The following is a 26,836-nucleotide window of genomic DNA, read 5'->3' on the forward strand; positions in this document are numbered from 1 at the left end:
ACCAGTGTCCGGCTACCACCCCTTCGTCGTCGGTGAGGCGTAGGCTCTCGCTGTGGCCTTCTCGACAGGCCCGGACGGCGCGATGCCGAATCACGCGCGCCCGGCGAGGCGTGTGACGACGGCGGCTCCGGGTGCGGCCCGGAGCCGGATCCCGCGCCGGGTGCCGAGCCCGGCACCGCCGCCGGAGGCCCGTACCGGCGTCGTGCGGTGGCTGCTGCGCCACCAGGTGAGCCCCACCGGGCCGCACACCGCCGACCCGGCCGATCGCCAGCACGCCTGGTGGAAGGTCATGTGCCTCACCGGGGTGGACTACTTCTCCACGCTCGCCTACCTGCCCGGCATCGCGGCGCTTGCCGCGGGGGCGCTGTCACCGCTGGCGACGGCCCTCATCGTCGCACTCACCCTGCTCGGTGTGCTGCCGATGTACCGGCGAGTAGCGGCGCAGAGCCCTCGCGGCCAGGGCTCGATCGCGATGCTCGAGCACCTCCTGCCGTTCTGGCGCGGCAAGGTGTTCGTCCTCGTGCTGCTCGGCTTCGTGGTGACCTCCTGGGTCATCACCATCACGCTCTCCGCAGCGGACGCGTCGGTCCACGTGCTCCAGAGCCCGCTCGCACCCGGGGCGCTGTCGGGACAGGCGATCGCGGTCACCGTCACCCTGCTCCTCGTGCTCGGTGGGGTGTTCCTCCTCGGCTTCACCGAGGCGATCGGCGTCGCCATCCCGGTCGTGGCGCTGTTCCTCGGGCTCAACGCCGTCGTCGTCACCGCGGGGGTCGTCGAGATCGTCTCGCGCCCGGACCTCAGCCTGGCGTGGGCGCAGGCCGCGACGGCCGGCTCCGCCACCGAGGCGCTGACCGCGCTCGTCATCGCCTTCCCGCTGCTGGTGCTCGGACTCTCCGGGTTCGAGACCGGCGTGAGCATGATGCCCCTCGTGGCGGCCGAAGGGCACGGCCACCGCCACCTGCAGGCCCGGGTGCACAACACCCGCAAGCTGCTGACCACCGCGGCGGTCATCATGTCCGGCTACCTGCTGGCGACCAGCGTCGTCACGGCCGTCCTCATCCCACCCGAGGAGTTCGCCCCCGGCGGCGCCGCGAACGGCCGGGCGCTGGCCTACGTCGCGCACGACCTGCTCGGCGAGGGCGTCGGCACCGCCTACGACGTCAGCACCATCCTCATCCTGTGGTTCGCCGGCGCCTCGGCGCTGGCCGGCCTCATCAACATCGTGCCGCGCTACCTGCCCGGCTACGGCATGGCGCCGGAGTGGGGCCGGGCGGTGCGGCCGGTCGTCCTCGTGCTCACCGCCGTCGCCGTGCTCCTGACGATCGGCTTCGACGCCGACGTCGACCGGCAGGCCGGGGCGTATGCGACCGGCATCCTCACGATGATGCTGTCCGGTGCGGTCGCGGTGACCATCTCGTCGGCCCGGAAGGCGCGCCGCCGCGCCGTCGTCGGGTTCGGGCTGCTCAGCGTGATCCTCGGCTACGCCCTCGTCGACAACATCATCACCCACCCCGACGGGATCGCCTTCGCCGGGTTGTTCGTCGTTGTCATCATGGCCGTCTCGCTCGTCTCGCGGGCGGCCCGCTCCATCGAGCTGCGGGTCGGGTCGATCAGCTTCGACGACGCCGCGCGCCGCTACATCACCGACGCGCTGCGCCAGGACGGCACGCTGCGCGTCATCGCCAAGCGTCACGAGCCCGGCGGTGCGGAGCAGTACGCGCACAAGGAGCGCAGCAGCACACCCTCAACCCGCTGCCCGCGGTCTCCCACGTGCTGTTCCTCGAGGTCGGCGTCGACGACCCGTCGCGGTTCAGCGAGGACCTCGAGGTGCACGGCGTCCAGATCGACGGCCACCGGGTGCTGCGGGTGCGTAGCCCGGCGGTGCCGAACGCGATCGCCGGCATCCTCATCGCGCTCGGCACCACCACCGGCACCCGGCCGCACTGCTACTTCGCCTGGTCCGAGGGGTCGCCGGTGCACCACCTGCTGCGCTACCTGTTCCTCGGGCAGGGGGACACCCCGGTGATGGTCCGCGAGATCATCCGGCGCACCGAGGCCCGGCCCGAGCATCGCCCGACGATCCACGTCGGCGGCTGACCACCGGCCGCGGGGTGGTTGGGCCGCCGGGACGGCGTGTGGCCGGGCAGCCAGGCGGACGCGGGCCTCAGCCAGCGATGAGCGCCGGCACCGCCTGCACGGCGGTGGCCACCGCGACGGCCGCGAGCAACAGACCGAACAGCAGGCTCAGGGTGGCGGGCTTGGCGCGGGTCGACAGCCGGGCACCGAGGAGGCCACCCACCATCGACGTCACCGCAAAGGCGGCGACGACCCACCAGTCCATCGGGTAGCTCTGCCCGATGCGGCCGGCCAGCCCCACGACGGTGTTGACGGCGATGACGAGCAGCGAGGTCCCCACCGCGGCGCGCATCCCGACCCCCATGACCAGCACCAGGGCAGGCACCACGATGAACCCGCCGCCGACCCCGAAGAGCCCGGTGAGCAGGCCCGCGACGCTGGCGGCGACGACGGTGAGCAACGGCCGCCGTCGAGCCGTCCGGTGTCCCGCGTCGTCAGCGTCAGCCTCGACGTCGCCAGCCGGGCTGGTACCAGCCGCGGAGAGCCGCCCACGCTCCTGACGTGCCCTCCGCCAGGACCGGCGCAGCATGATGGTGGCCACCGCGAGCAGCAGCGCAGCGAGCAGCACCATGAGCAGCTCGGCGTCGATGAGCCGCGCCGTCCACGCGCCGGCGAGCGCGCCGACGCTACCCAGTCCGCCGAAGGCCAGCCCCTGCGTCCAGTTCACGTGCCCGGCACGGGCGTGGGGCAGCAGCGACACCAGCGAGGATGCCCCGACGATCACCAGGGATGCCGCCGCGGCGGCGTGCGGCTCGAAGCCGAGCACGTAGACGAGGATCGGGAACGACAGGATCCCACCACCGGCCCCGAGGGTGCCGACCACGACGCCGACGAGGACCCCGATGGCTGCCGCCAGGATCACGGCGCCGCTCCGGCCGTCACGGCGCCGCTCCGGCGGTCATACCGGCGAGACGGCGGTGCGCGGCCCGAACACCCCGGCCCCGACGCGCACCATGGTGGCGCCCGCGGCGACGGCGATCTCCAGGTCGTTGCTCATCCCCATCGACAGCTCGACGGCCTCGGCGGTGCCCGGCGCCCGCGCGTCACGCACCTCGTCGCGCAGCTGCGCGAGCCGCTCGTAGGAGCCGCGGACGACGTCGACGTCGGTCGAGTTGGCCCCGATGGTCATCAGCCCGCGCAGCCGCAGGTGCGTCAGCGTGCCCACCCCGGCCGCCAGCTCGACCGCGTCGGCGACGTGGATGCCGCCCTTGGTGGGTTCCTCGGAGGTGTTGACCTGGACGAACACGTCGAGGATCCGGTCGGCCGCCGTCGCGAGCCGGTCGAGCCGTTCGGCCAGTGCGAAGCTGCCCACGCTCTGCACGCACGAGACGAGCGGGACCACCTTGCCGGCCTTGTTGGACTGCAGGTGGCCGATGAAGTGCATCTCGTGGGACAGATCGACGATCGCCGGCGTCATCGCGATGAGCTCCTGCGCCCGGTTGTGTCCGAGGAGGCGCGCGCCGTCGCCGACCACGTGGCGGACCCGTTCGGCGTCCTGCTCCTTGACGGCGACGAGCAGCTCGACCTCGTCGGGCCGGCGCCCGACCACCTCTGCCGCTGTCGCGATCCGGTGCCGCACCGCCGCGAGCCGCTGGGAGAACTCCGACATCACAGTGCCGAGGATATCCCGTCCCGACGGCGTGGCCCGCCCCGGCCGCCCGGCGGCGGGTGCCCCGTGCCATGTGGTGCCGCGCTCAGCGCTCCCGCTCGGTGCGGATGTCGTCGTCCGCGGCCGGCTCGTCGGCGACGTCGTCGCCGTCGGCCGGCTCGTCGACGCGGATGTCGTCGTCCCCGGTCGGCTCGTCCGCGGTGTCGTCGTCGTCGGGCTCGTCGACACGGATGTCGTCATCCTCGGCCACCGGCTCCACGACGTCGTCATCCTCCGCGACCGGCTCAGCGACGACGGTGGTGGGCGTCCCTGCCGATCGGCGCGTGAGGTGGGCGACGGCGACGAGCGCCAGCCCGGCCACCACCCACGCGAGCAGGACGAGCGCCGGAGCGAGCCCGCCACCGCCGCTGAAGAAGGCGGTGGACCGCACCAGGGACCCGAGTGCCCCGCCGGGCAGCATCTGTCCCACGGCTCCCCAGCCGGCAGGCAGCAGCGGCGGCGCCGATGTGATGCCGGCCAGGCCAATGCCCGGAACCACGACCAGCAGGGCGAACGCTGCCGCCAGGACCAGTCCGCCGATCGCCATCAGTCCGAGGGCCGGAAGCGCCACGGCGAGGACGGCGAGCGCCACGACGGCGGCCACCGGCAGCAGCGCGCCGTCGATGCTCCCGACGAGCTCGAGCGCACCGGCGATCGCCACCCCGAGCCCGATCGCCAGTCCCAGGGTGGCGATGAGCTGGGTCTTCAGCCGGCCCGGTGCGAGCCGGCCGATCAGCACCGCCCCCAGCAGCCCCGCGACCGCCGCGAGCGCAGCGCCGACGTGGATGCCGTACCCGCTCGGGTCGTCCTGGCTGCCGGGCGCCACGTCCTCGACGCTGGCGCCCAATGCGCCGCCGACTGATCCCAGGTACTGGCTCATCACCGACCCGGAGCCGGAGGAGATGAGGGCCGTCGCGGACGTCTCGTCGATCGAGAAGCCGGCGTAGATCTCGCGGACGAGCACCGCCTCCCGCAGGGCCTCCGCGTCGTCGTAGGTCACGACGTCGAACCCGCCGGGCTGGATCGACTCCAGCATCTCCTCGAGCTGGCTCGCCGACTCCCCCACGGCACCGACGGGTATCTCGCGCGGGTTGGTGTCCAGGTACGGGACGGCGATGGCCACCACGGCGAACACCACGGACAGCATGAGCGCGAGGACGACGCCGACGATCCGGACGACGCCGCCCCGGGAGGTCACACGACCGCCGTCGTCGTCGGCCACCACCACTGCCGGTGGTTCCGGGTCCGCGGTCGGCGACGCGGTCGAGCCGTCGCTGGGCGGGAGGTCACCGGTCTCGTCGGGGACGTCGGTCGGCGTGGGGTGCTCGGGCGAGGTCATCAATCTCCTACAACTGGGCCGACGGAGTGTTCCGCCGCGTCGGGCACCGTACCGGCCGCAACTGTGAGGTTCCTGGGCGGCGCGCCCGAGCCCGTGCTTCCCTACGGCACCCGGTAGGTCCACTCGTCGTCGAGGAACTTGGTCCGCATGAGCTCCTCGGCGCGGCGCAGCTCCTCGTCGGTGTACTCCGAGCGGCGGGTGTCGTAGCGGCCCTCGAAGTGCGCGATGAATGCGTCGATGATGTCCGCACGTGCCATGCCGGTCTGCGAGCGCATCGGGTCGACCCGCTTGTTCGCGCTCTTGGTGCCCTTGTCCGACATCTTCTCCCGGCCGATGCGCAGCACCTCGAGCATCTTGTCGGCGTCGATGTCGTAGCTCATCGTCACGTGGTGGAGGACCACCCCGCTGGCGAACCGCTTCTGCGCGGCGCCGCCGATCTTGCCCTGGTCGGAGACGATGTCGTTGAGCGGGACGTACCGGGCCCGGATGCCGACGTCGGCGAGCGCGCCGAGCACCCAGTCGTCGAGGAAGGCGTAGGAGCGCTCGAAGCTCAGGCCCTCGACCAGTGACGTCGGCACGACCAGCGAGTAGGTGAGGCAGTTGCCCGGCTCCATGAACATCGCCCCGCCGCCGGAGACCCGGCGCACGACCATCATGCCGTGGCGTGCCAGCCCCTCGGGGTCGATCTCGTTGCGGACCGACTGGAACGAGCCGATGACCACCAGCGGGGCGTCCCAGTCCCAGATCCGCATCGTTGGTCCGCGCCGACCGGCGGCGACCTCCTCGGGGATCACCTGGTCGAGCGCGACGTGCAGCGCCGGGTGCAGCGTCCGCGGGCCGATGACGTCGAAGGTGTGGTCGGTCCAGCTCGTCGCGTGGCCCAGCGCGCGGCGCACCGCGATCCCGACGGCGTCGGAGGTGAAGCCGACGAGTGCGACGTCGGGGTCGAGGGCGCGGTCGATGGCGCGCGCGATCTCCTCGGCGCCGGCGGTGTCCGGCTGGCCCTCGATCGCCCGGTTGATGGCACCGAGCGCGGAGTCCGGCTCGAGGAAGAAGTCCCCCGAGACGCTGACGTCACGCAGCCGGCCGTCGCCGACGTCGAGGTCGACCGCGACCAGCTTGCCACCGGGTACCTTGAACTCTCCGCGCACCCGCCCACTGTAGCCGCGGCGCGCCGTGGTGCCCGCGCCGTCGGCCGACGNCCGTCGGCCGACGGCGCGGGCCCCCGGTCAGCGCCGCTCGACGTCGTGCTGCAGCAGTCCGTAGACCACCGAGTCGACCAGCGCCTCCCAGCTCGCCTCGATGATGTCCGGGCCGACCCCGACGGTGCTCCAGCTGCTGCTGCCGTCAGAGGTCTCGATGAGCACCCGGGTGGTGGCGTCGGTGCCGGACTGGGTGTCGAGGATGCGCACCTTGAAGTCGATGAGCTCGAACTCGGCGAGCTCGGGGTAGACGTCGACGAGCGCGTCACGCAGCGCGTGGTCGAGCGCGTTCACCGGGCCGTTGCCCTCACCGGTGGAGACCACCCGGCCGCGGCCGGTGTGCAGCTTGACGGTGGCCTCGGCGAGCGTCAGCGACACGTCGCTGCTCAGCGTCTGCACGATCGTCCGCCAGCTCTCCACCTGGAAGTAGGTGGGGCGGGCGCCGTCGAGCTCCTCGCGCAGCAGCAGCTCGAAGGAGGCGTCGGCGGCGTCGAAGGTGTAGCCCATGGCCTCGGCGGCCTTGACCCGGTTGGTGACCCGGGTGAGGACCTCGGCCTGGCCGGACAGGTCGATGCCCAGCTCACGACCCTTGAGCTCGATGCTCGCGCGGCCCGCCATCTCCGAGACCAGCATCCGCATGTCGTTGCCGACGACCACCGGGTCGATGTGCTGGTAGAGGTCCGGGTCGACCCGGATGGCGCTGGCGTGAAGTCCGGCCTTGTGGGCGAACGCGCTGGAGCCGACGTAGGGCTGGCGACCGTACGGGCTGATGTTGGTGATCTCGCTGATCGCGTGGGACAGCCGGCTGGACTCGCGCAGCCCGTCCCCGGCGAGCATCGGCACCTCGTACTTGAGCTCGAGGTTCGCCACGCAGGTGACGAGGTCGGCGTTGCCGGTGCGCTCGCCGTAGCCGTTGACGGTGCCCTGGACGTGGCGCACGCCGGCCTCGACGGCGGCGATCGAGTTGGCGACCGCGCAGCCGGTGTCGTTGTGGGCGTGGATGCCGAGCTTGCCGTCGAGCTGGGCGCGCACCGCGGTGACGATCTCGCTCACCCAGGCCGGCAGCATGCCGCCGTTGGTGTCGCAGAGGATGACGACGGATGCCCCCGCCTCCAGCGCGGCGCGGGCGGCGCTGAGGGTGTAGGGCGCGTCGTAGCGGTAGCCGTCGAAGAAGTGCTCGAGGTCGACGAACACCTCACGGCCCTGGTCGCACAGGTAGCGGACGGTGTCACCGATCATCCGCAGGTTCTCATCGCCGGTGGTGCGCAGCGCGCGTTCGACGTGCCGGATGTCGCTCTTGGCGACGAGCGTGATCACTGGCGCCTCGGAGTCGACCAGGGCCCGCACCTGCGGGTCGTCGTGCGGGGCGACGCCGGCCTTGCAGGTCGACCCGAATGCCGCCAACCGGGCGTTCTTCAGGTCCAGCTCCTTGGCGGCCCGGGCGAAGAACTCGGTGTCCTTCGGGATGGCGCCTGGCCAGCCGCCCTCGATGTAGTCGACGCCGAGCTCGTCGAGCAGCGGGGCGATGGCGAGCTTGTCGGCGACCGAGAGATTCATGCCCTCTTGCTGGGCGCCGTCGCGCAGCGTGGTGTCGTAGACATCAATCTGGTCCGCGGCGGTCAGCAGGGACGGGCGGTTCGTCGACGTGGTCATGGTGCCTCATTCTCTCGTGCCAGCCGGGCAGGTCCTGCTCTCACCGGCGGGGTGGTGCCGGTGTCGACCCGAACCATCGGTCCGGACGCTGCCGGTGATGGTGGTCCCGGCAACAAAAAAACCCCCCGAGGTAACGGGAGGTCTGCGCACGGGGCGGGTGTGCCGCGTGCGCTAGCCGATAATGAGCCGGAACTGCATGCCGGCAATCATGCCACACATGTGACAACCACCGCACGCCCCCGCCCACCCATCCATCCATCCGCCCGTCCGTCCCATCACCGACAGCAGGATCGTCACCGACAGCAGGATCCTCGCCGACAGCAGGATCCTCGCCGACAGCAGGATTGTCACCGACAGCAGGATTGTCACCGACAGCAGGATCCCCGCCGACAGCAGGATTGTCACCGACAGCAGGATCCTCGCCGACAGCGGGATTACCTGCGACAGCGGGATTGTCCGCAACCGCGGACAACCCCGCTCTCGGCGACAAGTCGGCTGTCGCGGACAATCCAGCTGTCGGCGACAAGTCGGCTGTCGCGGACAATCCAGCTCTCGGCAACAAGTCGGCTGTCGGCGACAAGTCGGCTGTCGGCGGCAAGTGGGTCAGACGAGCTGGGTCATCCAGCCGTGGGTGTCGGCGGCCCGGCCGAACTGGATGTCGGTCAGCTCCGTGTACAGGCGGGTGGTCGTCGGGCCGGCGGCGCCGTCGCCGACCGTGACGTCGAAGTCGTCGCCGGCGAGCCGGCCGATCGGGGTGATGACCGCCGCAGTGCCGCAAGCGAAGACCTCGGTGACCGAGCCGTCGCCGATCCCGGCGAGCAGCCCGGCGAGCGGGATGTCGCTCTCCTCGACCGTCACGCCCTGCTCCTGGAGCAGCGCGATGATCGAGGACCGGGTGACGCCCTCGAGGATGGAGCCGGTGAGCGCGGGGGTCCGCACCACACCGTCGCTGCCCACGACGAACACGTTCATGCCGCCGAGCTCCTCGACGTTCGCGCCCGAGCCCGCGTCGAGGAAGCACACCTGCTCGAAGCCCTTGGCCAGGGCCTTCTGCTGCGGCAGCAGGCTGGCGGCGTAGTTGCCACCGAACTTCGCTGCGCCGGTGCCGCCGGGGCCGGCCCGGTGGTAGCTGTGCTCGACCCAGATGGAGACCGGCTGGAAGCCGCGGACGAAGTACGGGCCCACCGGCGAGGCGATGAGCATGTACTCGAACAGGTGCGCCGGGCGCACGCCGAGGAAGGGCTCGGTGGCGATCATCATCGGCCGCAGGTACAGGCTGGCGCCGGGGCTGGCCGGCACCCACTCGAGGTCGGTCTGCACCAGTGCCCGGATCGAGCCGAGGAAGTCCTCGACGGGCAGCTCGGGCATCGCCATCCGGCGTGCGGAGCGGTTGAACCGGTCCGCGTTGGCCTCGGGCCGGAACGCCCAGACCGAGCCGTCGGCGTGCCGGTAGGCCTTGAGGCCCTCGAAGATCTCCTGCGCGTAGTGCAGGACGCTGGCGGCCGGCGACAGCGAGATCGGGCCGAAGGCCTCGACCCGGTGGCCGTGCCACCCGCCGTCCACCGTCCACGCGACCCGTGCCATGTGGTCGGTGAACTCGCTCCCGAAGCTCAGCTTCTCCAGCGCCGCCGTGCGCTCGGCGGTCGTCTTGGGTCGTGAGCTCGGGATGACGGCGTACTCGACGGCGCTCGGTGCGCCGCCGTCCGTCGTCACGTCGGGCGTGCTTGTCATCGGGTCCTCCAGCGGTACCTCAGGTCATCCGCTGCTACGCGGGTGCTGGGCTTGACGTTACTCCGTGCGTCAGGCGGTCGCGGGCGCGACGGCGGCGGTCAGCGCATCGCCGACCTCGCTCGTCGACCGCGGTGTGGTGCCGCGTGAGGCGATATCTGCCTCGACGGCGCGCTCGATCCTGCTGGCGGCCTCGTCGAGCCCCAGGTGCGACAGCATGAGCGCGACCGACAGCACGGTCGCCGTCGGGTCTGCCTTGCCCTGTCCCGCGATGTCCGGGGCCGAGCCGTGGACCGGCTCGAACATGCTCGGTGCGGTGCGGTCGGGGTTGATGTTGCCCGACGCCGCGAGCCCGATACCGCCGGAGATGGCAGCGGCCAGGTCGGTGACGATGTCGCCGAAGAGGTTGTCGGTGACGATGACGTCGAACCGGGACGGGTCGTTGACGAGGAAGATCATCGCGGCGTCGACGTGGAGGTAGTCCACGGTGACGTCCGGGAACTCGGTCGCGACGGCGTCGACGGTACGGCGCCACAGGTGGCCGGCGTGGACGAGCACGTTGTGCTTGTGGACGAGCGTGAGCTTCTTGCGCGACCGGGCGTTCGCCCGGGCGAAGGCGTCACGCACGACGCGCTCGACGCCGAAAGCGGTGTTGACGCTGACCTCGTTGGCGACCTCGTGCGGGGTGCCGACGCGGATCGCGCCGCCGTTGCCGACGTACGGGCCCTCGGTGCCCTCACGGACGACGACGAAGTCGACCTCGCCGGGCTCGGCCAGCGGTGTCGGGACGCCGGGGAACAGCCGCGAGGGCCGCAGGTTGACGTAGTGGTCGAAGGCGAACCGCAGTCGCAGCAGCAGGCCGCGCTCGAGCACGCCGCTGGGCACGCCCGGGTCGCCGACCGCACCGAGGAGGATTGCCTCGTGCTGGCGCAGCGCGGCGATCTCGTCGTCGGTGATCGTCTCACCGGTGCGGTGCCAGCGGGCAGCACCGAGGTCGTAGGGGGTCGTACGGACCGTGATGTCGGTGCCCTCGAGGGCGGCGTCGAGCACCTTGAGGCCCTCGGCGACAACTTCCGGACCGATGCCGTCCCCGGCGATCACTGCGAGATCAATCGTGCGAGTCATGCCGACACCCTAGTGGAGTGTCCACCCATCGGGACTCTCATCTCACCATTCAGTCAGCACTGTCGGCCGACGGGCTGCTCCCCGTGACGGCGGAACCGGTGCCCGGCCGGGGCTGGCGCGGGTCGAGCAGCTGGAACCGCTCGAGGAGGACGAGGGCGTCCGGCGTGAACTCCTGATCGACGGCGGCGAGCTCGGCGGTGAGGAACTCCTCGTGGACCCGGCGCCAGTGGTCCAGCGAGCGGTCGCCCTCCCCCTCGGCTGCGGCGTGCGCGGCGTCGACGTCCCGGAACGCCCGGGTCTCGACCGCCGTCGTCGTGATGAGTGCGCGCGGCCGGCCCCGGCCGTCGAGGATGATCGAGAGGTCTCCTGGCCGCGGGGCCGCCACCCCTTCGGTCTCGAAGGTGGCGACGGCGCTGACCGTGGCGGTCTTGGTGCCGGCCAGCACGAGGGCGAGCAGCGCGTCGGCCTCCTCCGGGGTGGTGCCGAACGACCAGGCCGGCGGCTCCACCGAGCCCAGCGCGTCCTCGCCGACGACGCCGCCGAGCCGCGTCAGCCCGGCCCGCTTGCGCGCGGTGGCCCAGTACGCGTCGACGGCGAGGTCCTGCACGTCCCGGTCGCCGTCGTCCGCGGCACCTGGCAACGGCGCTGCGGGGTCGTCGGGCCGGCCGTGGTCTTCGCTGGGCGTGGTCATGGCGCCAGTGTGCCAGGTGGTCGGCCACGGGCCGCGCGCTGTCGCGCGTACGCTGGCAACCCACCAACGTCAGGTCGCTCCCAGGAGGTCGCCATGAGCACGCAGAGTCCCCCGCCGACGGGTCCCGGCTCCCCCGGCCCGTACCCCGGCCCGCAGCAGCCGTCAGGCGGCGACGACCGCACCATCGCGGTCCTCGCGCACCTGTCCCCGGTCATCGCGATGATCGTCAGTGCCGGCTGGCTGAGCTTCCTCGGCCCGCTCATCGTCTGGCTGGTGTGGCGCGACCGTGGCCCGCTCGTCCGCAACGCGGCGGCCAGCGCGTTCAACTTCAACATCACCGTGTGGCTGGCGAACATCATCGGCTGGGTCTGCCTGTTCACGGTGATCCTCATCCCGGTGGCGTTCGTGCTGTGGGCGCTCGCTTGGATCATCCAGATCGTGCTGTCGATCCTCGGGGCGGTCCGGGCCAGCCGCGGCGAGGTCTACCGCTACCCGCTGCAGGTGCCGATCCTCAGCTGAGGAGCCCGGCCTCCCGGGCACGGACCGGCACCAGGAGCTCAGGCATGACGACGCCGGCCGGACCAGGTGGTCCGACCGGCGTCGTCGTCACTTCGGTGGGGTCAGCGACCGGCGCTGCCCTCGGTGTAGTCCGAGTCGCGGGTCTCGACCCAGCTGAACAGCTTGCGCAGCTCGCGGCCGGTGGACTCGATCGGGTGCTGCTCGCCCTTGGCGCGCAGCTCCTTGAACTCCGGCGCGCCGGCGTCCTGGTCCTTGATGAAGCGGTCGGCGAAGGCGCCGGACTGCACGTCGGCCAGCACGGCCTTCATGTTCTCCTTGACCTCCGGGGAGATGACCCGCGGGCCGGAGACGTAGTCGCCGTACTCGGCGGTGTCGGAGATGCTCCACCGCTGCTTGGCGATGCCGCCCTCCCACATGAGGTCGACGATGAGCTTGAGCTCGTGGAGCACCTCGAAGTAGGCGACCTCGGGCTGGTAGCCGGCCTCGGTCAGCACCTCGAAGCCGTACTGGACGAGCTGCGAGGTCCCGCCGCAGAGCACGGCCTGCTCGCCGAACAGGTCGGTCTCGGTCTCCTCGGTGAAGGTGGTCTTGATGCCACCGGCACGCAGCCCGCCGACCGCCTTGGCGTAGGCCAGCGTGGTGTCCCACGCCTTGCCCGACGCGTCCTGCTCGACGGCGACGATCACCGGGACGCCACGGCCGGCCTCGTACTCGCGGCGCACGGTGTGGCCCGGGCCCTTGGGGGCGACCATGACGACGTCGTGGTCGGCGGACGGCTTGATGTAGCCGAAGCGGATGTTGAACCCGTGGGCGAACAGCAGCGTGGCGCCGGCCTTGAGGTTGGGCTCGATCTGCTCGGCGTACAGGCTGCGCTGCACCTGGTCCGGAGCGAGGATGACGACGACGTCCGCGCCGGTCACGGCCTCCTGGATGCTCGCGACGGGCAGGCCCTGGTCCTTGGCCTTGGCCTCCGAGGAGCTCCCCTCGCGCAGTCCGACGACGACGTCGACGCCGGAGTCGCGCAGGTTCAGCGCGTGGGCGTGCCCCTGGCTGCCGTATCCGATGACGGCGACCTTCTTCCCGGCGATGACGGACAGGTCGGCGTCGTTGTCGTAGTACAGCTCAGCCACAGTGTTCTCCTGAAGGTTGGGTGATGTCGGTTCTGGTGCCGGCGGGCCGGCGATGGGTCAAGTATGTCGGGCGGAGGTCAGGCGCTGCGCACCCGCTCCAGTGCGCGGTCGGTCATCGACCGGCTGCCGCGGCCGATGGCCACCGTGCCGGACTGCACGATCTCCCGCACGCCGTGCGGCTCGAGCGCGGTCAGCAGGGCGTGCAGCTTCTGGGGCGAGCCGGTCGCCTCGACCGTCACCGCGTCCGGGGCGACGTCGACGACGTGGGCCCGGAACAGCTCGACGACTTGCAGCACCGCGGTGCGTGAGTGATCGTCGGCCTTGACCTTGACGAGCAGCAGCTCGCGCTGCACCGAGGAGTCGGGCTCGAGCTCGACGATCTTCAGCACGTTGATGAGCTTGTTCAGCTGCTTGGTCACCTGCTCGAGCGGCAGCTCGTCCGCGTCGACGACCACGGTGATCCGTGAGATGTCGTCGTGCTCGGTCGGGCCGACGGCGAGGGAGTGGATGTTGAAGGCACGGCGGGCGAACAGTGCGGCGACCCTGGTGAGCACACCGGGCTTGTTCTCCACCAGCACCGAGAGGGTGTGACGGCTACTCATCGAAGTCCTCGTTTCACTCGTCGCGGTCCCACGTGGGGGTGATCCCCCGCGCGTACTGGATGTCGTCGTTGCTCACGCCGGCGGCGACCATCGGCCACACCATGGCGTCGCGGCTCACGGTGAAGTCGACGACGACCGGCTGGTCGTTGATCTCCATGGCGCGCTTGATGGTGTCGTCGACGTCGGAGACGGTCTCGCAGCGCAGCCCGACGCAGCCGTAGGCCTCGGCAAGCTTGACGAAGTCCGGGATCCGCCGTGTCTCGTGCCCGGTGTTGAGGTCGGTGCTGGAGTAGCGGCCGTCGTAGAACAGCGTCTGCCACTGGCGGACCATGCCGAGCGAGGAGTTGTTGATGATTGCGACCTTGATCGGGATGTTCTCCAGCGCGCAGGTCGCCAGCTCCTGGTTGGTCATCTGGAAGCAGCCGTCGCCGTCGATCGCCCACACCGTGGTGTCGGGCATGCCGACCTTGGCGCCCATCGCCGCCGGCACCGAGTAGCCCATGGTGCCCAGGCCGCCGGAGTTGAGCCAGGTGCGCGGCTTCTCGTAGCGGATGAACTGCGCGGCCCACATCTGGTGCTGGCCGACGCCGCCGACGTAGATCGAGTCCGGCCCGGAGATCTCGCCGATCCGGCTGATGACGTGCTGCGGGGCGATGAGCCCGTCCTCGGTGGGGGTCCAGCCGAGGGGGAAGTTGGTCCGCAGGTCGTCCAGCCGGTGCCACCACGCCTCGATGTCGGGCTTGCCGTACTGCTCGTGGGCAGCGGCGAGCTCGACGTTGAGGTCGGTGAGGGTATCGACGAGGTCACCGACGATCGGCACGTCCGCGTAGCGGTTCTTGGAGATCTCCGCGGGGTCGATGTCGGCGTGGACGATGGTGGCCTTGGGCGCGAAGCTCTTGAGGTCACCGGTGACGCGGTCGTCGAAGCGGGCACCGAGAGCGACGATGAGGTCGGCCTGCTGGAGCGCGGCGACGGCGGGCACCGAGCCGTGCATGCCCGGCATCCCCAGGTGCTGCGGGTGGGAGTCGGGCAGCGCGCCGCGGGCCATCAGCGTGGTGACGACCGGCGCGCCGGACAGGTCGGTCAGCTGGCGCAGCTGAGTCGAGGCGTCGGACCGGATGACGCCGCCGCCGACGTAGAGGACGGCGCGGCGCGAGGTCGCCAGCAGCCGGGCCGCCTCGCGGATCTGCCGGGCGTGCGGCTTGGGCACCGGGCGGTAGCCGGGCAGGTCCATGACCGGCGGCCAGGAGAAGGTCGTCATGGCTTGCTGCGCGCTCTTGGCGATGTCCACGAGCACCGGCCCCTGCCGCCCGGTGGACGCGAGGTGGAATGCCTCGGCGATCCGCGCCGGGATCTCGTCGGCGTCGGTCACCAGGAAGGAGTGCTTGGTCATCGGCATGGTGGCGCCGACGATGTCGGCCTCCTGGAACGCGTCGGTTCCGATGACCGAGGCCGCGACCTGCCCGGTGATGGCCACCAGCGGCACCGAGTCCATGTTGGCGTCGGCGATCGCGGTGATGAGGTTGGTCGCACCGGGACCGGACGTTGCGATGCACACCCCGGTCTTGCCGGTCGCGGCGGCGTAGCCGGTGGCGGCGTGGCCGGCGCCCTGCTCGTGGCGCACGAGGATGTGGCGCAGCCGGGTGGAGTCGAACAGCGGGTCGTAGGTGGGCAGGATGGCGCCACCGGGGATGCCGAAGATGACCTCCGCGCCGACCTCCTCGAGGGAACGGACGATGCTCTTGGCGCCGTTGACCTCCTCCACGACCTTCGCGACCGGCTGCGAACCGTTCGACTCGGCGGCTCGTACCGCCGGCACGGGCGACTGCGTCGCGTTCCGCGGCGGCGCCGGGACTGGTGCCTTGGCCATGGTGACCCTCCTGTACTCCGAATGGTGGTGCTAGGGGTGGATCGGCAACAAAAAACCCTCCGACCCGGCGGGGTGCGAAGGGCTGCGCGCAACCGGCCCGGAGGCCCGCGGCTGCGCGCCGCTAAAGTACGACGTCCTGCTGCATGGCACTCACTGTAGACCTCGCACCAGCACCCACCGCATTCGTCTCACCTGTTGGAGCACGCGTCCGGTAGGTGGACAGGGTGTCGCTGTGCACTGACGCGGGCGTGGTGCTCGGGTAGACATGTCCTATGCGAGCAGTCCATGCCACCGAGGCCGGAGGGCCCGAGGTCCTCACCGTCGTCGACCTGCCGGAGACACCGCCGAGGCCCGGTGAGGTCCGGGTCCAGGTGGCCGCCGCGGGCGTCAACTTCATCGACACCTACCGCCGGGGCGGTGTCTACCCGATGCCGTTCCCGCACGTCGTCGGCTCGGAGGGTGCCGGCGTCGTCGTCGAGGTCGGCGAGGGGGTCACCGAGCTCGCCGTCGGCGACCACGTCGCGTGGTCGGACGCGCCGCAGAGCTACGCCGAGCGGGTCAACGTGCCCGTCGGGTCGGCCATCCCGGTGCCGGCCGGGATCGACCTGCGCACCGCAGCAGCCATCCCGCTGCAGGGGATGACGGCCCACTACCTCAGCCACTCGACCTACGAGGTCTCCCCCGGCGACGTCGCGCTCGTGCACGCCGCGGCGGGCGGCGTCGGGCTGCTGCTCACCCAGCTCATCGTGCGGCGCGGGGGCCGGGTGATCGGCACCGTGTCGACGCCGGAGAAGGAGTCGCTGGCGCGGGAGGCCGGGGCGAGCGACGTCATCCGCTACACCGGGCTGAGCGACCTCACCACCGAGCTGCCGGAGCTGGTCCGCGGGATCATCGGGGGCTGCGGCGTCGACGTCGTGTACGACGGCGTGGGCAAGGCGACCTTCGACGCGTCGCTGGCCAGCCTGCGCCCGCGCGGGATGCTCGTGCTGTTCGGCGGCGCGAGCGGCCAGGTACCGCCGTTCGACCTGCAGCGGCTCAACGCAGCCGGCTCGGTGTTCGTCACCCGGCCCAAGCTCGGGGACTACGTGCAGGACCGCGCCGAGCTGCTGTGGCGCGCGGCTGACCTGTTCGTCGCGATCACCGACGGCCTGTCGGTCCGGATCGGCGCCGAGTTCCCGCTCGACGAGGCCGCCGCCGCCCACACCGCCCTCGAAGGCCGCCACACCACCGGCAAGGTGCTCCTCACTCCCTGACCCCGCCCCGCCCCGCCCCGCCCCGCCCCTCCCCTCCGCTCCCTCCCTCCCTCCCTCCCCGCCCCTCCCCTCCCACCGACAGCAGGATTGTCCACGCCCCTCCCTCTCACCGACAGCAGGATTGTCCGCGCTCCCTTGGCGGCGAGACATCCCGTTGCCCGAACGGGCACGGAGCCCGGCACTTCCGTCCGGATCGGCGATGGTCGACACCCGGGAGGGTGTGCGCGATCGTCGGGGTATGACCAAGCCCGCACGGCCGGGAAGGGCCGGCATGCAGCGACGGGGCTGACGGTGCCGTTCGAGCTCCGCGTGCCCTTCACGCCGCCGGACCCGCGGCGGTCGGCGACCGTCCGCGCCGCCGTCGCGCAGGTCGCCGAGCGAGCGGGTGCGGGCGACGGTGCGGCGCGGCGCGCACCGGCCGCAGCACTCGGGCGGACGGCGTTGCGCGGGCTGCAGCAGCGCGCCGGCAATGCCGCGGTGGTCGGCCTCATCGGCCACCCCGCGGCCGGACCGCTCGCTCCGGCCGCCGGGCCGCTGGCCGCCCCACGTGCCGGGCCGTCGGCCGCCCCGCTCGTGGAGTCACTGGATGCTCCGCCCGCCGAGCCCGACGCCGGATCGCTTGCCGCACCGGGCGCGGCGACCGCCACGGACGGGGCCGCCGTACCGAGCGCCCTCACCGTGCCGGAAACTGGGGTCACAGCCCAGTCGCCGCCGACCACGGCGGCGACTGCGGGCGGCCCGAGCGCCCCGCCCGCGCCGCCCCCCGGGCTCGCGACGGCGCCGGGCACTCCCGACCTCTCCGCCACGGCGCCGACCGCCCTTCCTGCCGGACCGTCGCCGACCAACCTCGCTGCCGGACCGCCAGCGAGCGGAACCGCGCCCGCCGCGGCCGCCGGACCGGCCGCTGCGGGCCCGGCACCCGCTGGCCTGCCGCCGTCGTCGGCACCAGCACCACCAGGCCCGGCACCCGCTGGCCTGCCGCCGTCGTCGGCACCAGCACCACCAGGCCCGGCACCCGCTGGTCTGCCGCCGTCGTCGGCACCAGCACCACCGGGCCGGGCGCCCGCTGGTCCGCCGTCGCCGAGTGAGCCGGCGGCGGCACCACCGAGCGAGGCCGCGGCACCAGCAGCCCCCGCCGCGGCGGACGGGCGTGCGCGGCCTACCCCGGGGGCCGCCCCCGGTCCCCCGCCACCCGGCGGCCGGCCGAGCGGCGCAAGGGCCGGCGCTGCGAGTGCCGGTGGCGGTCCCGCCGCAGGTCCCGGTAGAGGTCGCGCCGCACGACCGAGCACCGCCGGCGGTCCCAGCGGCGGTCCGGGCGCCCGCGGTCCAGCCGCACCGCCCCTGGACGACGCTGCGCTCGAGCGGTGGGACGCCGCCCGCCAAGGAGCAGGTGCCGGCGTCACCGCACCGGACCTCGCCGAAGGCGCGGGCGCGGCCGCGGCGGTCGAGACCGCTGCCACCGGCGTGGTCTCCGGGCGGCAGGCGACCGAGCCGGACTACGCGGCAGAGGTGAGAGGCACCCAGCCACCGGCGCCCGAGACCGCGGAGAAGGCGGACGCGCTCGACACGAGCGAGGCCGAGCAGGCGATCGCGGACGTCCAGGAGCTGGCCGGTCGACGTCTCTCCCCCGCGACGTTCTCCCCGATCGACAGTCCGCCCAGCTACGACTGGCTCGACCCCGGCGACTACGTGCCGCGCAACCTCAGCGGGGCGCTCGCCGACGCCGAGGCCCGCCTCCTCGACCCGCAGCTCAGCCAGGTCGAGCGCGCCGAGCTCACCGCTGCGGTCGAGGCACTCCAGCAACGGATCTCGGCGATCGAGGAGCAGGCGGGGCCCGGCCCGGCCGCGCCGCCGCCGACCGTCACCGACAGCGGTGCGGCCTCGCTCGAACCGCCGCCGGCCGCGCAGGCCGACGTGCTCGGTGACGCCGTCGCCCGGGCGATCGCCTCCATCCCCGGCCGGGGACGCCGGCTGGCGACCGCCGCCGCCCGGCCCATCGACCAGGGCAGGTCCGCACCGCTGCAGGAGCTGGCCGCGCAGAAGGCCACCGAGGTGGAGCAGGAGCTGCGCGAGGAGCTGACCCAGATTGCGAGCGCGGCCGGGGTCGCCGGTGAGGAGCTGACCGCCAAAGTCGCCGAGCAGCGCGCCGTCGTCGAGGAACAAGCCGTGGCCAACACCGACGCGCTCACCCGTGCGGCCGACGACGGCGCGGCCGCCCGCACGGTCCAGGGCACGGCCGCGGCCAGCCGGATCAGCGGTGCCAAGCAGGCCGTCGACCGCGAGGTCGCCGCCACCGAGGCGGCGGTGGCAGGGCCGGCCGACACCGCCACGATCGAGGCGAAGCGCGACGAGCTGCTCGGCAACCTCGAGACCGCCGGCGCCGAGGTCATGGCCGCCTACCGCTCGTCCCTGGATGGGCGCACCGCCGAGCTCGACGACGCGGCACGCGGGCAGCACAGCCAGATCCAGTCGCTGGCAGACCGGCAGACGGCCGCCATCCGCCGTCACCACACCGGCGACCCGGAGACCGGCGCCACCGCGTCCCTCGAGACGCGCAACTGGGCGGTCGGCGAGCAGGAGAGGGTCGACGTCGAGGTCGGCCGCTTCACCCGGGCCGCCACGGCCGAGCACCGCGACCTCGTCACCACGCTCAACGCCCGGCTCGCCGGCTCCCGCAACCGGGTGCGCGACTGGGCCGCCCACCAGCAGGGCCGCGAGCGGTCGTGGTGGGAGCGGCTCATCGACTCCATCCGCGACTGGGGCAGCCAGGCCACGGCGAGCAGCGCCCAGTGGGAGCGCCAGCGCGCCGCCGACAACCGCGACGCGATGGCCGCGGACCTCACCGCGCTCACCGCGCTGCGCGAGGCGCAGGTCGGTCGCAGCCAGGAGGAGCTCACCGCGGCGATGGCCACGCTGGACGAGGAGCAGCAGGGCCTGGCGCTGCGCTACCTGCGGGGCGACGGGGTCGACAGCATCGGCTTCGTCGCGGAGTCGACCATGCTGCGCATCACCCAGCGCCGCCGCGGCGAGCTCACCGAGTCACTGCGCGAGGAGGTGCTGCGCGACTGGGACTGGGAGCAGCTCGGCATCCTGGCGCGGGCGACGCACCCGGGGTTCCAGCCCGACGCCATCGCGGCCCAGGTGCGCGGCTCGATCTCCGGCCCCGGGACCTCCGAGGACAAGCTGTTCGCGGCGCTCGGCACGGCTCGCGGGCCGATCGAGCGGGCCGCCGTCGAGAAGTGCTACGTCGCCAACTACGGCGTGGCCATGTCCGAGGACGTCGCGGGCGACGTCGGCCGGTCCGAGCTGGAGCGGGCCGAGGCGCTCATGGCGGGCGGTACCGCGGAGGTCGCGGTGGCGACGATCTTCGACGCGATGGAGGGCGCGGGCACCGACGAGGGCGCCATCCGCAACGCGTTGCGGGGCCGGACGCCGGCCGAGCTCGAGGAGATCAAGGCGCTCTACCGCGAGCGGCACGGCGTCGAGCTCGACACCGCGCTCGAGGGCGACCTGTCCGACGAGGAGCTCGACAACGCCCGGGCGCTGGCGGTCGGCGACACTGCCGCGGCCGACGCCGCAGACCTGCGTGCCGCGATGTCCGGGCCGGGGACCGACGAGGAGAAGATCCAGCAGGTCTACGACACCATCCGCCGGGAGGTCGAGGCCGACGCCCAGCGGCGCGGGCTCTCCACCACTGAGATGAACGCGGAGATCCGGCGCCGCAACGAGGCGGTCCGCGCAGCGTACGACGGCACCACCGAGGGTGCGCTGGCCGCCGACCTCGCCGACGACCTCAGCGGCGGCGAGCATGACCTCGCCACCGCGCTCACCGGCGGGGACCTGTCGCAGATCGACGCGGCACGGGCCAAGGTCGAGGACGAAGCCGCGCTGTACTCCAGCGACGACCGCATCGAGGACGTCGTACGCAACCAGCACCGGCGCGCGCAGCTGGAGGCCGGGCTCGACCTCGGCGCCCAGCGCGCACGGGCGGAGGAGCTGCTGCGCTCCGGCGACATCGGCCGCGAGGAGTTCCAGGAGCGACTGGCGCAGTGGGAGGAGGACAAGGCAGGCCTCGAGGCGGAGGTCGCCCGCCGGGCGCAGCAGAACATGGCCGACCTCCGCTCGGCCTACGGCGAGCTCGCGGGGGTCGGCGGGGACTACGCCTTCGAGTACATGGTCCGGATGCGCACCCAGGGATACAGCGAGGACGAGATCCTCGCGCTCATGGCGGGCGGTGGATCGCTGCCGCCGGAGGAAGAGATCTACTACGCCGTCATGGGCGAGGGCACCGACGAGGACCGCATCAAGCAGACCCTGCGCGGCAAGACGCCGGAGCAGATCCAGGAGATCCGCGACGCGTACGAGACCCGGTTCCCGGGGCGCAGCTTCGACGACGACATCCTCGGTGACCTCTCCGGGCGGGAGGACCTCGACACCGAGCTCATGCTCGAGATGGGCGACCCGTCCACCTTCGCCGCCCAGCTCCGCGCGGAGACCGACCCGGCCAAGCGGGCCGCGCTCCTCGCCTCGATGGAGACCTACCTGCGGCGCCGCAAGGAGTTCGAGGAGACCGGCGGGATCGGGTCCTTCCTCCTCGGCTCGGGCGCGGACCCGATGAACACGGTCGCCCAGATGGAGGAGGCGATGGCCGCCGCGCGGGCGCTGGATGCTGCGCTCGCGGAGGCTGGCGGCAACCCGGACGACCCGGCGGTCATCGCCGCCGAGCACCGGATGGACATGAACTTCGCCGGTGCGGTGGAGACCCAGGAGCAGCTGCGGCAGCAGATCGACGCGTACGCCGACATCGCCGTCCAGGTCGGCGTGGTGATCGCCGGCATCGCCGTCACCGCCGCGACGCTCGGCACCGCCGGCCCCGTCATCGCCGCCATGTACGGGGCGGCGGCGAGCGCCGCCGTCGGGATGTCGATGAACGCCCAGCTGCGAGGGCTGGCGTACTCCTGGGAGGAGGCCGGCGTCGATGCCGCCGTCGGCGTCATGGACACGGCGACGGCGGGACTCGGGGCCAGGTACCTCGCTCCGCTCGCGAGGAGCTCGGGCATGCTGCAGCTCGTCGTCGGGGCGCTGGGCGACGGGCTCGAGGGGGTGCCCAGCGCGCTGCTCGAGGCAGGCCTCGACGACGCGATCTGGGCGTCGGCGGACCCGTTCGGCACGCTGATGGCCACCGGCGGGATGGCGCTGGCAACGGGCGCGGCGCTCTCCGCGGGAATCGAGACCGCCGGCGGTGGGTACGGCATGGTCACCACGCCCCGGCCTCGCGCCCATGGCGCCGGCGGTGCCGCACCGGCCGCGGGCGGTCCCGACGTGTCACCTGCCCCGGTGGCCGGCCCGGCCGGCGGCCCCGCCCCGGCAGCGGGTGCTGCGCCGGAGCTCGACGTCCCGCCTGCGGCAGACCCCGCGACCGCCGCTGCCCGTGCCGCCGCCGGAGAGGTGCCAGCCGGAGCACCGACGCACGCCGCGCCGGCCGGCCCAGTGCCCGACGCCGCGCCGGCCGGCGGCCCCGGCCGGCAGCCACGGACCGGGGACGACGGTGAGGTCATCGACCTCGACGACCCCGCCAACGCGCACCTCATCGAGGAGGTCGACGGCGTGGACCGGCACCGGCCGCACGTCGGGGACGACGGCGTGATCGACCTCGACGACCCACGCAACCGGTTCCTCCTCGAGGACCGCTTCGCCGGCATGCTCCCCGCCGAGGCGGCGCTCGACCCGACGGCCTCGCGGGAGTTCTTCGAGGGGTTCGTCCGGTCCCAGCCGGAGATCGAGGCGGCGCTGCTGCGCAACTCCGAGACGGGCGAGCACATCGTGGTTCAGGGAAGCCCAGGCTCGGTGGACATCCGCCCGGGCCACGGTGTCTGGGAAGGACTCATCCCGCCCGACCACCTGGGGACTGGACGCTGGGACCTCGTGGTCCACAGCCACCCGGTCGATGCCTCCGGCACAACCCCGGAGCACAACTTCGTGCCCTCGGGCGCTACGGGCGATTTTGCCTGGGCCAGCTACCAGGCCGTCGCCAGCGGGCAGCCGGTGGTGCAGGAGATCCACGTGACGACGGCGACCGGGCCGGACGTCAGCCGTTACGGCTACGACCCCGGGCACCCCGAGCCGTACTCCATCGAGTTCCCGACGTCCGACGGCGGACGCGAGGTCCACCGGTTCGACACCATCGAGACCTACCACGACTGGTACCGCGACCGGTTCGGCGGCGAGATGGGACCGGTGCCCGACGGCTTCGCGGGGCGACAGCGCGAGGAGCCAGGCACGATCGGCGACGACGAGCCCACCCAGGAGATCGACATCTCCGACATGCCCACCCAGATCGACATCGGTGGCCGCCCGGAGACGGGCCCAGATCTGCCAGCAGCGCCGGCCGGGCCCGCACCGCCGGCCCACGCTCCGGGCGCACCACCGTCCTCGACGCCCCCACCGGGGGCCGGGGCCGCCCTACCCGAGGCTGCAGTGACGGCCATGCGGGCTCGGTACACCGAACTGCTGGATCCGAGCACGCCCGACGGTGCCGCTCGGCTCGCCAACCTCGAATCCATCGCCGCCCGCCTGGAGACCGCGGGGAATGCGACCGACGCCGCGACCGCACACAACCAGCTGCGCGAGCTGGGCCGGCGCTTGCGCAGCATGTTCCAGGCCGCTCACGGCACGACCTACCCGGAGGGCTTCACGGTCGAGCGGATCACCCTCGACCGCTTCCGGACGGCCTTCGCGCGCCGGGTGCCTCCCGGAACCGTGTTCGAGTTCGACCGTGGCCGGGTGTGGCGTGACCCGGTCACCGACGAGATCGTCGTGCAGGGCACCCTGGGTGAGTCACTGGGGGCGGCGGGGCGCCAGGAGATGGGCTCCACCAGGCGATTCGAGGAGCACATGGCCGAAGGGCACCGGGCGCGGGGCAGCAGCGCCGACGGCCCGGGAGACTTCGTCTCCGAGATCGCGCACGCGAGCGGCCCGGGCGTGAGCTTTGATGCACCGTATGGTCTGGCACGGGCACCGAAGGAGTTCAACCAGCGGGTGCAGAACTTGGGGATCGAGTCCGCGTTGCGGGAGTTCTGGAGCGACGTCCGCTCGCAGCTGACCGATGCCCCAGACCTCCTGCTGACCACGCGGATCGGCTACCACGAGCAGTACGGCGACTACCTCGGGCACATCACCTACCGGGTCGAGGCCGTGGGCTCGCACGGTGCCGCGGAGATCCTCTCGGTGCGCCTGTCCCTCGATTACGACGCCCGCTCGATCACGATCGAGATGGATCCGCTCACCTCCGGAGGCCCGTACGCCGATGTCCGGGCGGCGCTGGAGTCCTCGCGTGGGCGTCGGGCGCTCGACCACGACTACGACCTCTCAGACATGGGCGAGTGGACGATCGCCACCCGTCTTCCCCCACCGTCCGGAACCGTAACGCACACCGACGCGACACCACTCTCCGCTGCGGACGCAGCAGAGGCCGTGCGGCTCGCCGAACGGGTCGAGGCTGCACTCGAGTCACATCACGGGTCCGCGGCCGAGGCCGCCTACCGGGAGCAGCTCGAGGCGATTCGCGCCCGGATCGACAACGGCGACCCCGCCGTCGTCGACGACCTCACCGAGCTCCTCGACACCGTCAGCTCGCTCGGCTGATCTGCCTGCTCGGCAGATCTGCCTGCTGGGCCGCACCGAGAAGACCGCCGGTGGGGTGTCGGACGTCCGGCGTCCGACAACCCACCCGGGCGACGACGAACGAGGTCGGCTACTCGAGGATCGCGCCGCGTGAGGCGGACTTGACCAGCTTGACGTACTTGCCGAGCACCCCGGTGGTGAACTGCGGCGGTAGCGGCTGCCACACGGCACGCCGGCGGACGAGCTCGGCATCGTCGACCAGCAGGTCGAGAGTCTTGCTCGCGACGTCGAGCCGGATGCGGTCGCCGTCCTGGACAAAGGCGATCGGCCCGCCGTCGACGGCTTCGGGCGCCACGTGACCGACGCACAGGCCGGTGGTGCCGCCGGAGAACCGGCCGTCGGTGAGGAGCAGGACGTCCTTGCCCAGACCGGCGCCCTTGATCGCGCCGGTGATGGCGAGCATCTCGCGCATGCCAGGGCCGCCCTTGGGGCCCTCGTAGCGGATGACGACGACGTCGCCGTCGGTGATGGTGCCGTCCGCCAGGGCGTCCAGCGCCGCGCGTTCCCGCGTGAAGACGCGTGCGGTGCCCTCGAAGACGTCGGAGTCGAAGCCGGCGGACTTGACCACGGCCCCCTCGGGGGCGAGCGAGCCACCCAGGATGGTGACGCCCCCGGTGGCGTGGATCGGGTTGTCGAGGTGGCGCAGCACCTTGCCGTCCGGATCGGGCGGGTTGATGTCCGCGAGGTTCTCCGCGACGGTCTTGCCGGTGACGGTGAGGCAGTCGCCGTGCAGCATCCCGGCGTCCAGCAGCGCCTTCATGACGACCGGCACCCCGCCCTTGCGATCGACGTCGTACATGACGTACTCGCCGAACGGCTTAAGGTCCCCGAGGTGGGGCACGCGGTCGGCGATCCGGCTGAAGTCCTCGAGGGTGAGGTCGACCTCGGCCTCGTGGGCGATGGCCAGGATGTGAAGCACCGCGTTCGTCGAGCCGCCGAACGCCATGACGACGGCGATCGCGTTCTCCAGCGACTTCTTGGTGATGATGTCGCGGGCGGTGATGCCCATCCGGAGCATCTCGACGACGGCCTGGCCGCTGCGGCGGGCGAAGTTGTCGCGGCGGCGGTCGGCCGACGGCGGAGCTGCGGAGCCGGGCAGTGACATCCCCATCGCCTCGGCGACCGACGCCATGGTGTTGGCGGTGTACATGCCGCCGCAGGCACCCTCGCCGGGACAGATCGCCCGCTCGATGCGGTCGAGGTCCTCCTCGCTCATCAGCCCGCGCTGGCAGGCGCCGACAGCCTCGAAAGCGTCGATGAGGGTGACGTCCTTCTCGGTGCCGTCGGTCAGCTCCACGCGGCCGGGCATGATCGAACCCGCATAGAGGAAGACGGCGGCGAGGTCGAGCCGGGCGGCCGCCATCAGCATTCCCGGCAGCGACTTGTCGCAGCCCGCGAGCAGCACGGTGCCGTCGAGCCGCTCGGCCTGCATGACGATCTCGACGGAGTCGGCGATGACGTCACGGGAGACGAGTGAGTAATGCATACCCACATGGCCCATCGAGATGCCGTCCGAGACCGAGATGGTGCCGAACTGCAGCGGGTACCCGCCACCGGCGTGGACACCCTCCTTGGCGCCCTGCGCCAGGCGGTCCAGCGACAGGTTGCAGGGCGTGATCTCGTTCCAGGAGCTGGCGATCCCGATCTGCGGCTTGGCGAAGTCCTCGTCGCCCATGCCTACCGCGCGCAGCATGCCGCGCGACGCTGTCGCCTCGATGCCGTCGGTGACCTGCCGGCTGCGAGGCTTGATGTCTGTGCCTTCGACTTCGGTGCTCATGACTGCTGAGTCTAGGTCTCATCCGGACCGGTGTGGGCCGCGCGACCGAGCGGCAAGACCACCGGCAGCGTGCCGGAGGCCCCGCGGGTCGACCCCGGCCGTTGACGTCACCGGCCCCAGATACAGGTATGAGCCACAACCAAAAGGCTGTGGCTCATACCCGAAAGGGTGTTCGGCGGTGTCCTACTCTCCCACGCAGTCTCCCACGCAGTACCATCGGCGCTGAAGGGCTTAGCTTCCGGGTTCGGAATGGGACCGGGCGTTTCCCCTTCGCTATGACCGCCGTAACTCTATGAAGATATCCCTCCGGCCCACCTCCCCCAACAATTCTGGGGTGGTGCGGGGGTTCCTTCAGAACCATACAGTGGACGCGCTCATAACTGAGTCTTTTAGTTGTGGTGAAGTTATCGGCCAATTAGTACCGGTCAGCTCCACGGGTTAACCCCGCTTCCACATCCGGCCTATCAACCCAGTGTTCTT

At 72.1% G+C, this 26,836-nt stretch carries 17 protein-coding genes, 2 rRNA genes and 1 pseudogene; 4 read left to right on the forward strand and 16 right to left on the reverse strand.

Annotated features, from left to right (window positions below; translation table 11 throughout):
- Window positions 1-82 precede the first annotated feature (82 nt).
- Window positions 83-2,097, forward strand: a pseudogene (locus V2J52_RS14925) (amino acid transporter).
- Window positions 2,098-2,164: 67 nt separating this feature from the next.
- Here the strand turns inward: V2J52_RS14925 and V2J52_RS14935 are convergent.
- From V2J52_RS14935 to V2J52_RS14975, 9 genes are all read right to left on the reverse strand, one after another.
- Entirely contained in the window at window positions 2,165-2,998 is an 834-nt protein-coding gene (locus V2J52_RS14935; RefSeq protein ID WP_331228526.1) for a sulfite exporter TauE/SafE family protein, read from the reverse strand.
- Window positions 2,999-3,034: 36 nt separating this feature from the next.
- Window positions 3,035-3,745, reverse strand: coding sequence for a YggS family pyridoxal phosphate-dependent enzyme (locus V2J52_RS14940; protein ID WP_331228527.1), 711 nt, complete (start codon window positions 3,743-3,745; stop codon window positions 3,035-3,037).
- A gap of 85 nt (window positions 3,746-3,830) precedes the next feature.
- Window positions 3,831-5,123: a hypothetical protein gene (locus V2J52_RS14945; protein ID WP_331228528.1), complete on the reverse strand. Its 1,293-nt coding sequence runs from the start codon at window positions 5,121-5,123 to the stop codon at window positions 3,831-3,833.
- Between the two features lie 101 nt (window positions 5,124-5,224).
- A complete protein-coding gene (gene lplAB / locus V2J52_RS14950) occupies window positions 5,225-6,274 on the reverse strand; it encodes a lipoate-protein ligase LplAB (protein ID WP_331228529.1) in 1,050 nt (349 codons plus the stop codon).
- 78 nt (window positions 6,275-6,352) lie between these two features.
- The gene (gene cimA / locus V2J52_RS14955; protein WP_331228530.1) at window positions 6,353-7,978 is read right to left on the reverse strand and encodes a citramalate synthase; all 1,626 of its coding nucleotides are present in this window, start codon (window positions 7,976-7,978) and stop codon (window positions 6,353-6,355) included.
- Between the two features lie 171 nt (window positions 7,979-8,149).
- On the reverse strand, window positions 8,150-8,383 hold the full coding sequence (locus tag V2J52_RS14960) for a hypothetical protein (RefSeq protein ID WP_331228531.1): 234 nt from the start codon (window positions 8,381-8,383) through the stop codon (window positions 8,150-8,152).
- A gap of 198 nt (window positions 8,384-8,581) precedes the next feature.
- The gene (locus V2J52_RS14965; protein ID WP_331228532.1) at window positions 8,582-9,709 is read right to left on the reverse strand and encodes a branched-chain amino acid aminotransferase; all 1,128 of its coding nucleotides are present in this window, start codon (window positions 9,707-9,709) and stop codon (window positions 8,582-8,584) included.
- A 69-nt stretch (window positions 9,710-9,778) separates the two neighbouring features.
- Window positions 9,779-10,831: a 3-isopropylmalate dehydrogenase gene (locus tag V2J52_RS14970; RefSeq protein ID WP_331228533.1), complete on the reverse strand. Its 1,053-nt coding sequence runs from the start codon at window positions 10,829-10,831 to the stop codon at window positions 9,779-9,781.
- Between the two features lie 49 nt (window positions 10,832-10,880).
- A complete protein-coding gene (locus tag V2J52_RS14975) occupies window positions 10,881-11,522 on the reverse strand; it encodes an ASCH domain-containing protein (protein ID WP_331228534.1) in 642 nt (213 codons plus the stop codon).
- A 93-nt stretch (window positions 11,523-11,615) separates the two neighbouring features.
- Here V2J52_RS14975 and V2J52_RS14980 point away from each other — a divergent pair, with 93 nt between their 5' ends.
- Window positions 11,616-12,041 (forward strand): DUF4870 domain-containing protein, encoded by a 426-nt coding sequence (locus V2J52_RS14980; RefSeq protein WP_331228535.1) that lies wholly within the window; start codon window positions 11,616-11,618, stop codon window positions 12,039-12,041.
- Between the two features lie 101 nt (window positions 12,042-12,142).
- On the opposite strand, the gene ilvC is transcribed toward V2J52_RS14980, so the two are convergent.
- From ilvC to V2J52_RS14995, 3 genes are all read right to left on the reverse strand, one after another.
- Entirely contained in the window at window positions 12,143-13,171 is a 1,029-nt protein-coding gene (gene ilvC, locus V2J52_RS14985; protein WP_331228536.1) for a ketol-acid reductoisomerase, read from the reverse strand.
- Window positions 13,172-13,248: 77 nt separating this feature from the next.
- On the reverse strand, window positions 13,249-13,773 hold the full coding sequence (gene ilvN, locus V2J52_RS14990; RefSeq protein ID WP_331228537.1) for an acetolactate synthase small subunit: 525 nt from the start codon (window positions 13,771-13,773) through the stop codon (window positions 13,249-13,251).
- Window positions 13,774-13,786: 13 nt separating this feature from the next.
- Window positions 13,787-15,643: an acetolactate synthase large subunit gene (locus V2J52_RS14995; RefSeq protein WP_331228538.1), complete on the reverse strand. Its 1,857-nt coding sequence runs from the start codon at window positions 15,641-15,643 to the stop codon at window positions 13,787-13,789.
- A 272-nt stretch (window positions 15,644-15,915) separates the two neighbouring features.
- On the opposite strand from V2J52_RS14995, the gene V2J52_RS15000 reads away from it, so the two are divergent.
- The gene (locus V2J52_RS15000; RefSeq protein WP_331228539.1) at window positions 15,916-16,896 is read left to right on the forward strand and encodes a quinone oxidoreductase family protein; all 981 of its coding nucleotides are present in this window, start codon (window positions 15,916-15,918) and stop codon (window positions 16,894-16,896) included.
- A gap of 694 nt (window positions 16,897-17,590) precedes the next feature.
- Here V2J52_RS15000 and V2J52_RS15005 read toward each other — a convergent pair.
- The gene (locus V2J52_RS15005) at window positions 17,591-18,019 is read right to left on the reverse strand and encodes a hypothetical protein (protein ID WP_331228540.1); all 429 of its coding nucleotides are present in this window, start codon (window positions 18,017-18,019) and stop codon (window positions 17,591-17,593) included.
- A gap of 386 nt (window positions 18,020-18,405) precedes the next feature.
- On the opposite strand from V2J52_RS15005, the gene V2J52_RS15010 reads away from it, so the two are divergent.
- Entirely contained in the window at window positions 18,406-24,540 is a 6,135-nt protein-coding gene (locus V2J52_RS15010; protein ID WP_331228541.1) for a polymorphic toxin type 4 domain-containing protein, read from the forward strand.
- Between the two features lie 109 nt (window positions 24,541-24,649).
- On the opposite strand, the gene ilvD is transcribed toward V2J52_RS15010, so the two are convergent.
- The 3 genes from ilvD to V2J52_RS15025 form a co-directional block, all read right to left on the reverse strand.
- Window positions 24,650-26,356: a dihydroxy-acid dehydratase gene (gene ilvD, locus V2J52_RS15015; RefSeq protein ID WP_331228542.1), complete on the reverse strand. Its 1,707-nt coding sequence runs from the start codon at window positions 26,354-26,356 to the stop codon at window positions 24,650-24,652.
- 170 nt (window positions 26,357-26,526) lie between these two features.
- Window positions 26,527-26,643, reverse strand: a 5S ribosomal RNA gene (rrf, locus tag V2J52_RS15020).
- A gap of 108 nt (window positions 26,644-26,751) precedes the next feature.
- A 23S ribosomal RNA gene (locus V2J52_RS15025) occupies window positions 26,752-26,836 on the reverse strand; the annotation flags it as partial.

Source organism: Georgenia sunbinii, assembly GCF_036421875.1.
GTDB lineage: Bacteria > Actinomycetota > Actinomycetes > Actinomycetales > Actinomycetaceae > Georgenia_B > Georgenia_B sunbinii.

What these genes read in the sequence shown, in the direction of transcription:
- V2J52_RS14940 (WP_331228527.1), bottom strand. Translation starts at nt 3,745, where the DNA reads ATGTCGGAGTTCTCCCAGCGGCTCGCGGCGGTGCGGCACCGGATCGCG.
- ilvD (WP_331228542.1), bottom strand. Translation starts at nt 26,356, where the DNA reads ATGAGCACCGAAGTCGAAGGCACAGACATCAAGCCTCGCAGCCGGCAG.
- V2J52_RS14995 (WP_331228538.1), bottom strand. Translation starts at nt 15,643, where the DNA reads ATGGCCAAGGCACCAGTCCCGGCGCCGCCGCGGAACGCGACGCAGTCG.
- ilvN (WP_331228537.1), bottom strand. Translation starts at nt 13,773, where the DNA reads ATGAGTAGCCGTCACACCCTCTCGGTGCTGGTGGAGAACAAGCCCGGT.
- V2J52_RS14980 (WP_331228535.1), top strand. Translation starts at nt 11,616, where the DNA reads ATGAGCACGCAGAGTCCCCCGCCGACGGGTCCCGGCTCCCCCGGCCCG.
- V2J52_RS14975 (WP_331228534.1), bottom strand. Translation starts at nt 11,522, where the DNA reads ATGACCACGCCCAGCGAAGACCACGGCCGGCCCGACGACCCCGCAGCG.
- V2J52_RS14965 (WP_331228532.1), bottom strand. Translation starts at nt 9,709, where the DNA reads ATGACAAGCACGCCCGACGTGACGACGGACGGCGGCGCACCGAGCGCC.
- V2J52_RS14970 (WP_331228533.1), bottom strand. Translation starts at nt 10,831, where the DNA reads ATGACTCGCACGATTGATCTCGCAGTGATCGCCGGGGACGGCATCGGT.
- cimA (WP_331228530.1), bottom strand. Translation starts at nt 7,978, where the DNA reads ATGACCACGTCGACGAACCGCCCGTCCCTGCTGACCGCCGCGGACCAG.
- V2J52_RS15000 (WP_331228539.1), top strand. Translation starts at nt 15,916, where the DNA reads ATGCGAGCAGTCCATGCCACCGAGGCCGGAGGGCCCGAGGTCCTCACC.
- V2J52_RS14945 (WP_331228528.1), bottom strand. Translation starts at nt 5,123, where the DNA reads ATGACCTCGCCCGAGCACCCCACGCCGACCGACGTCCCCGACGAGACC.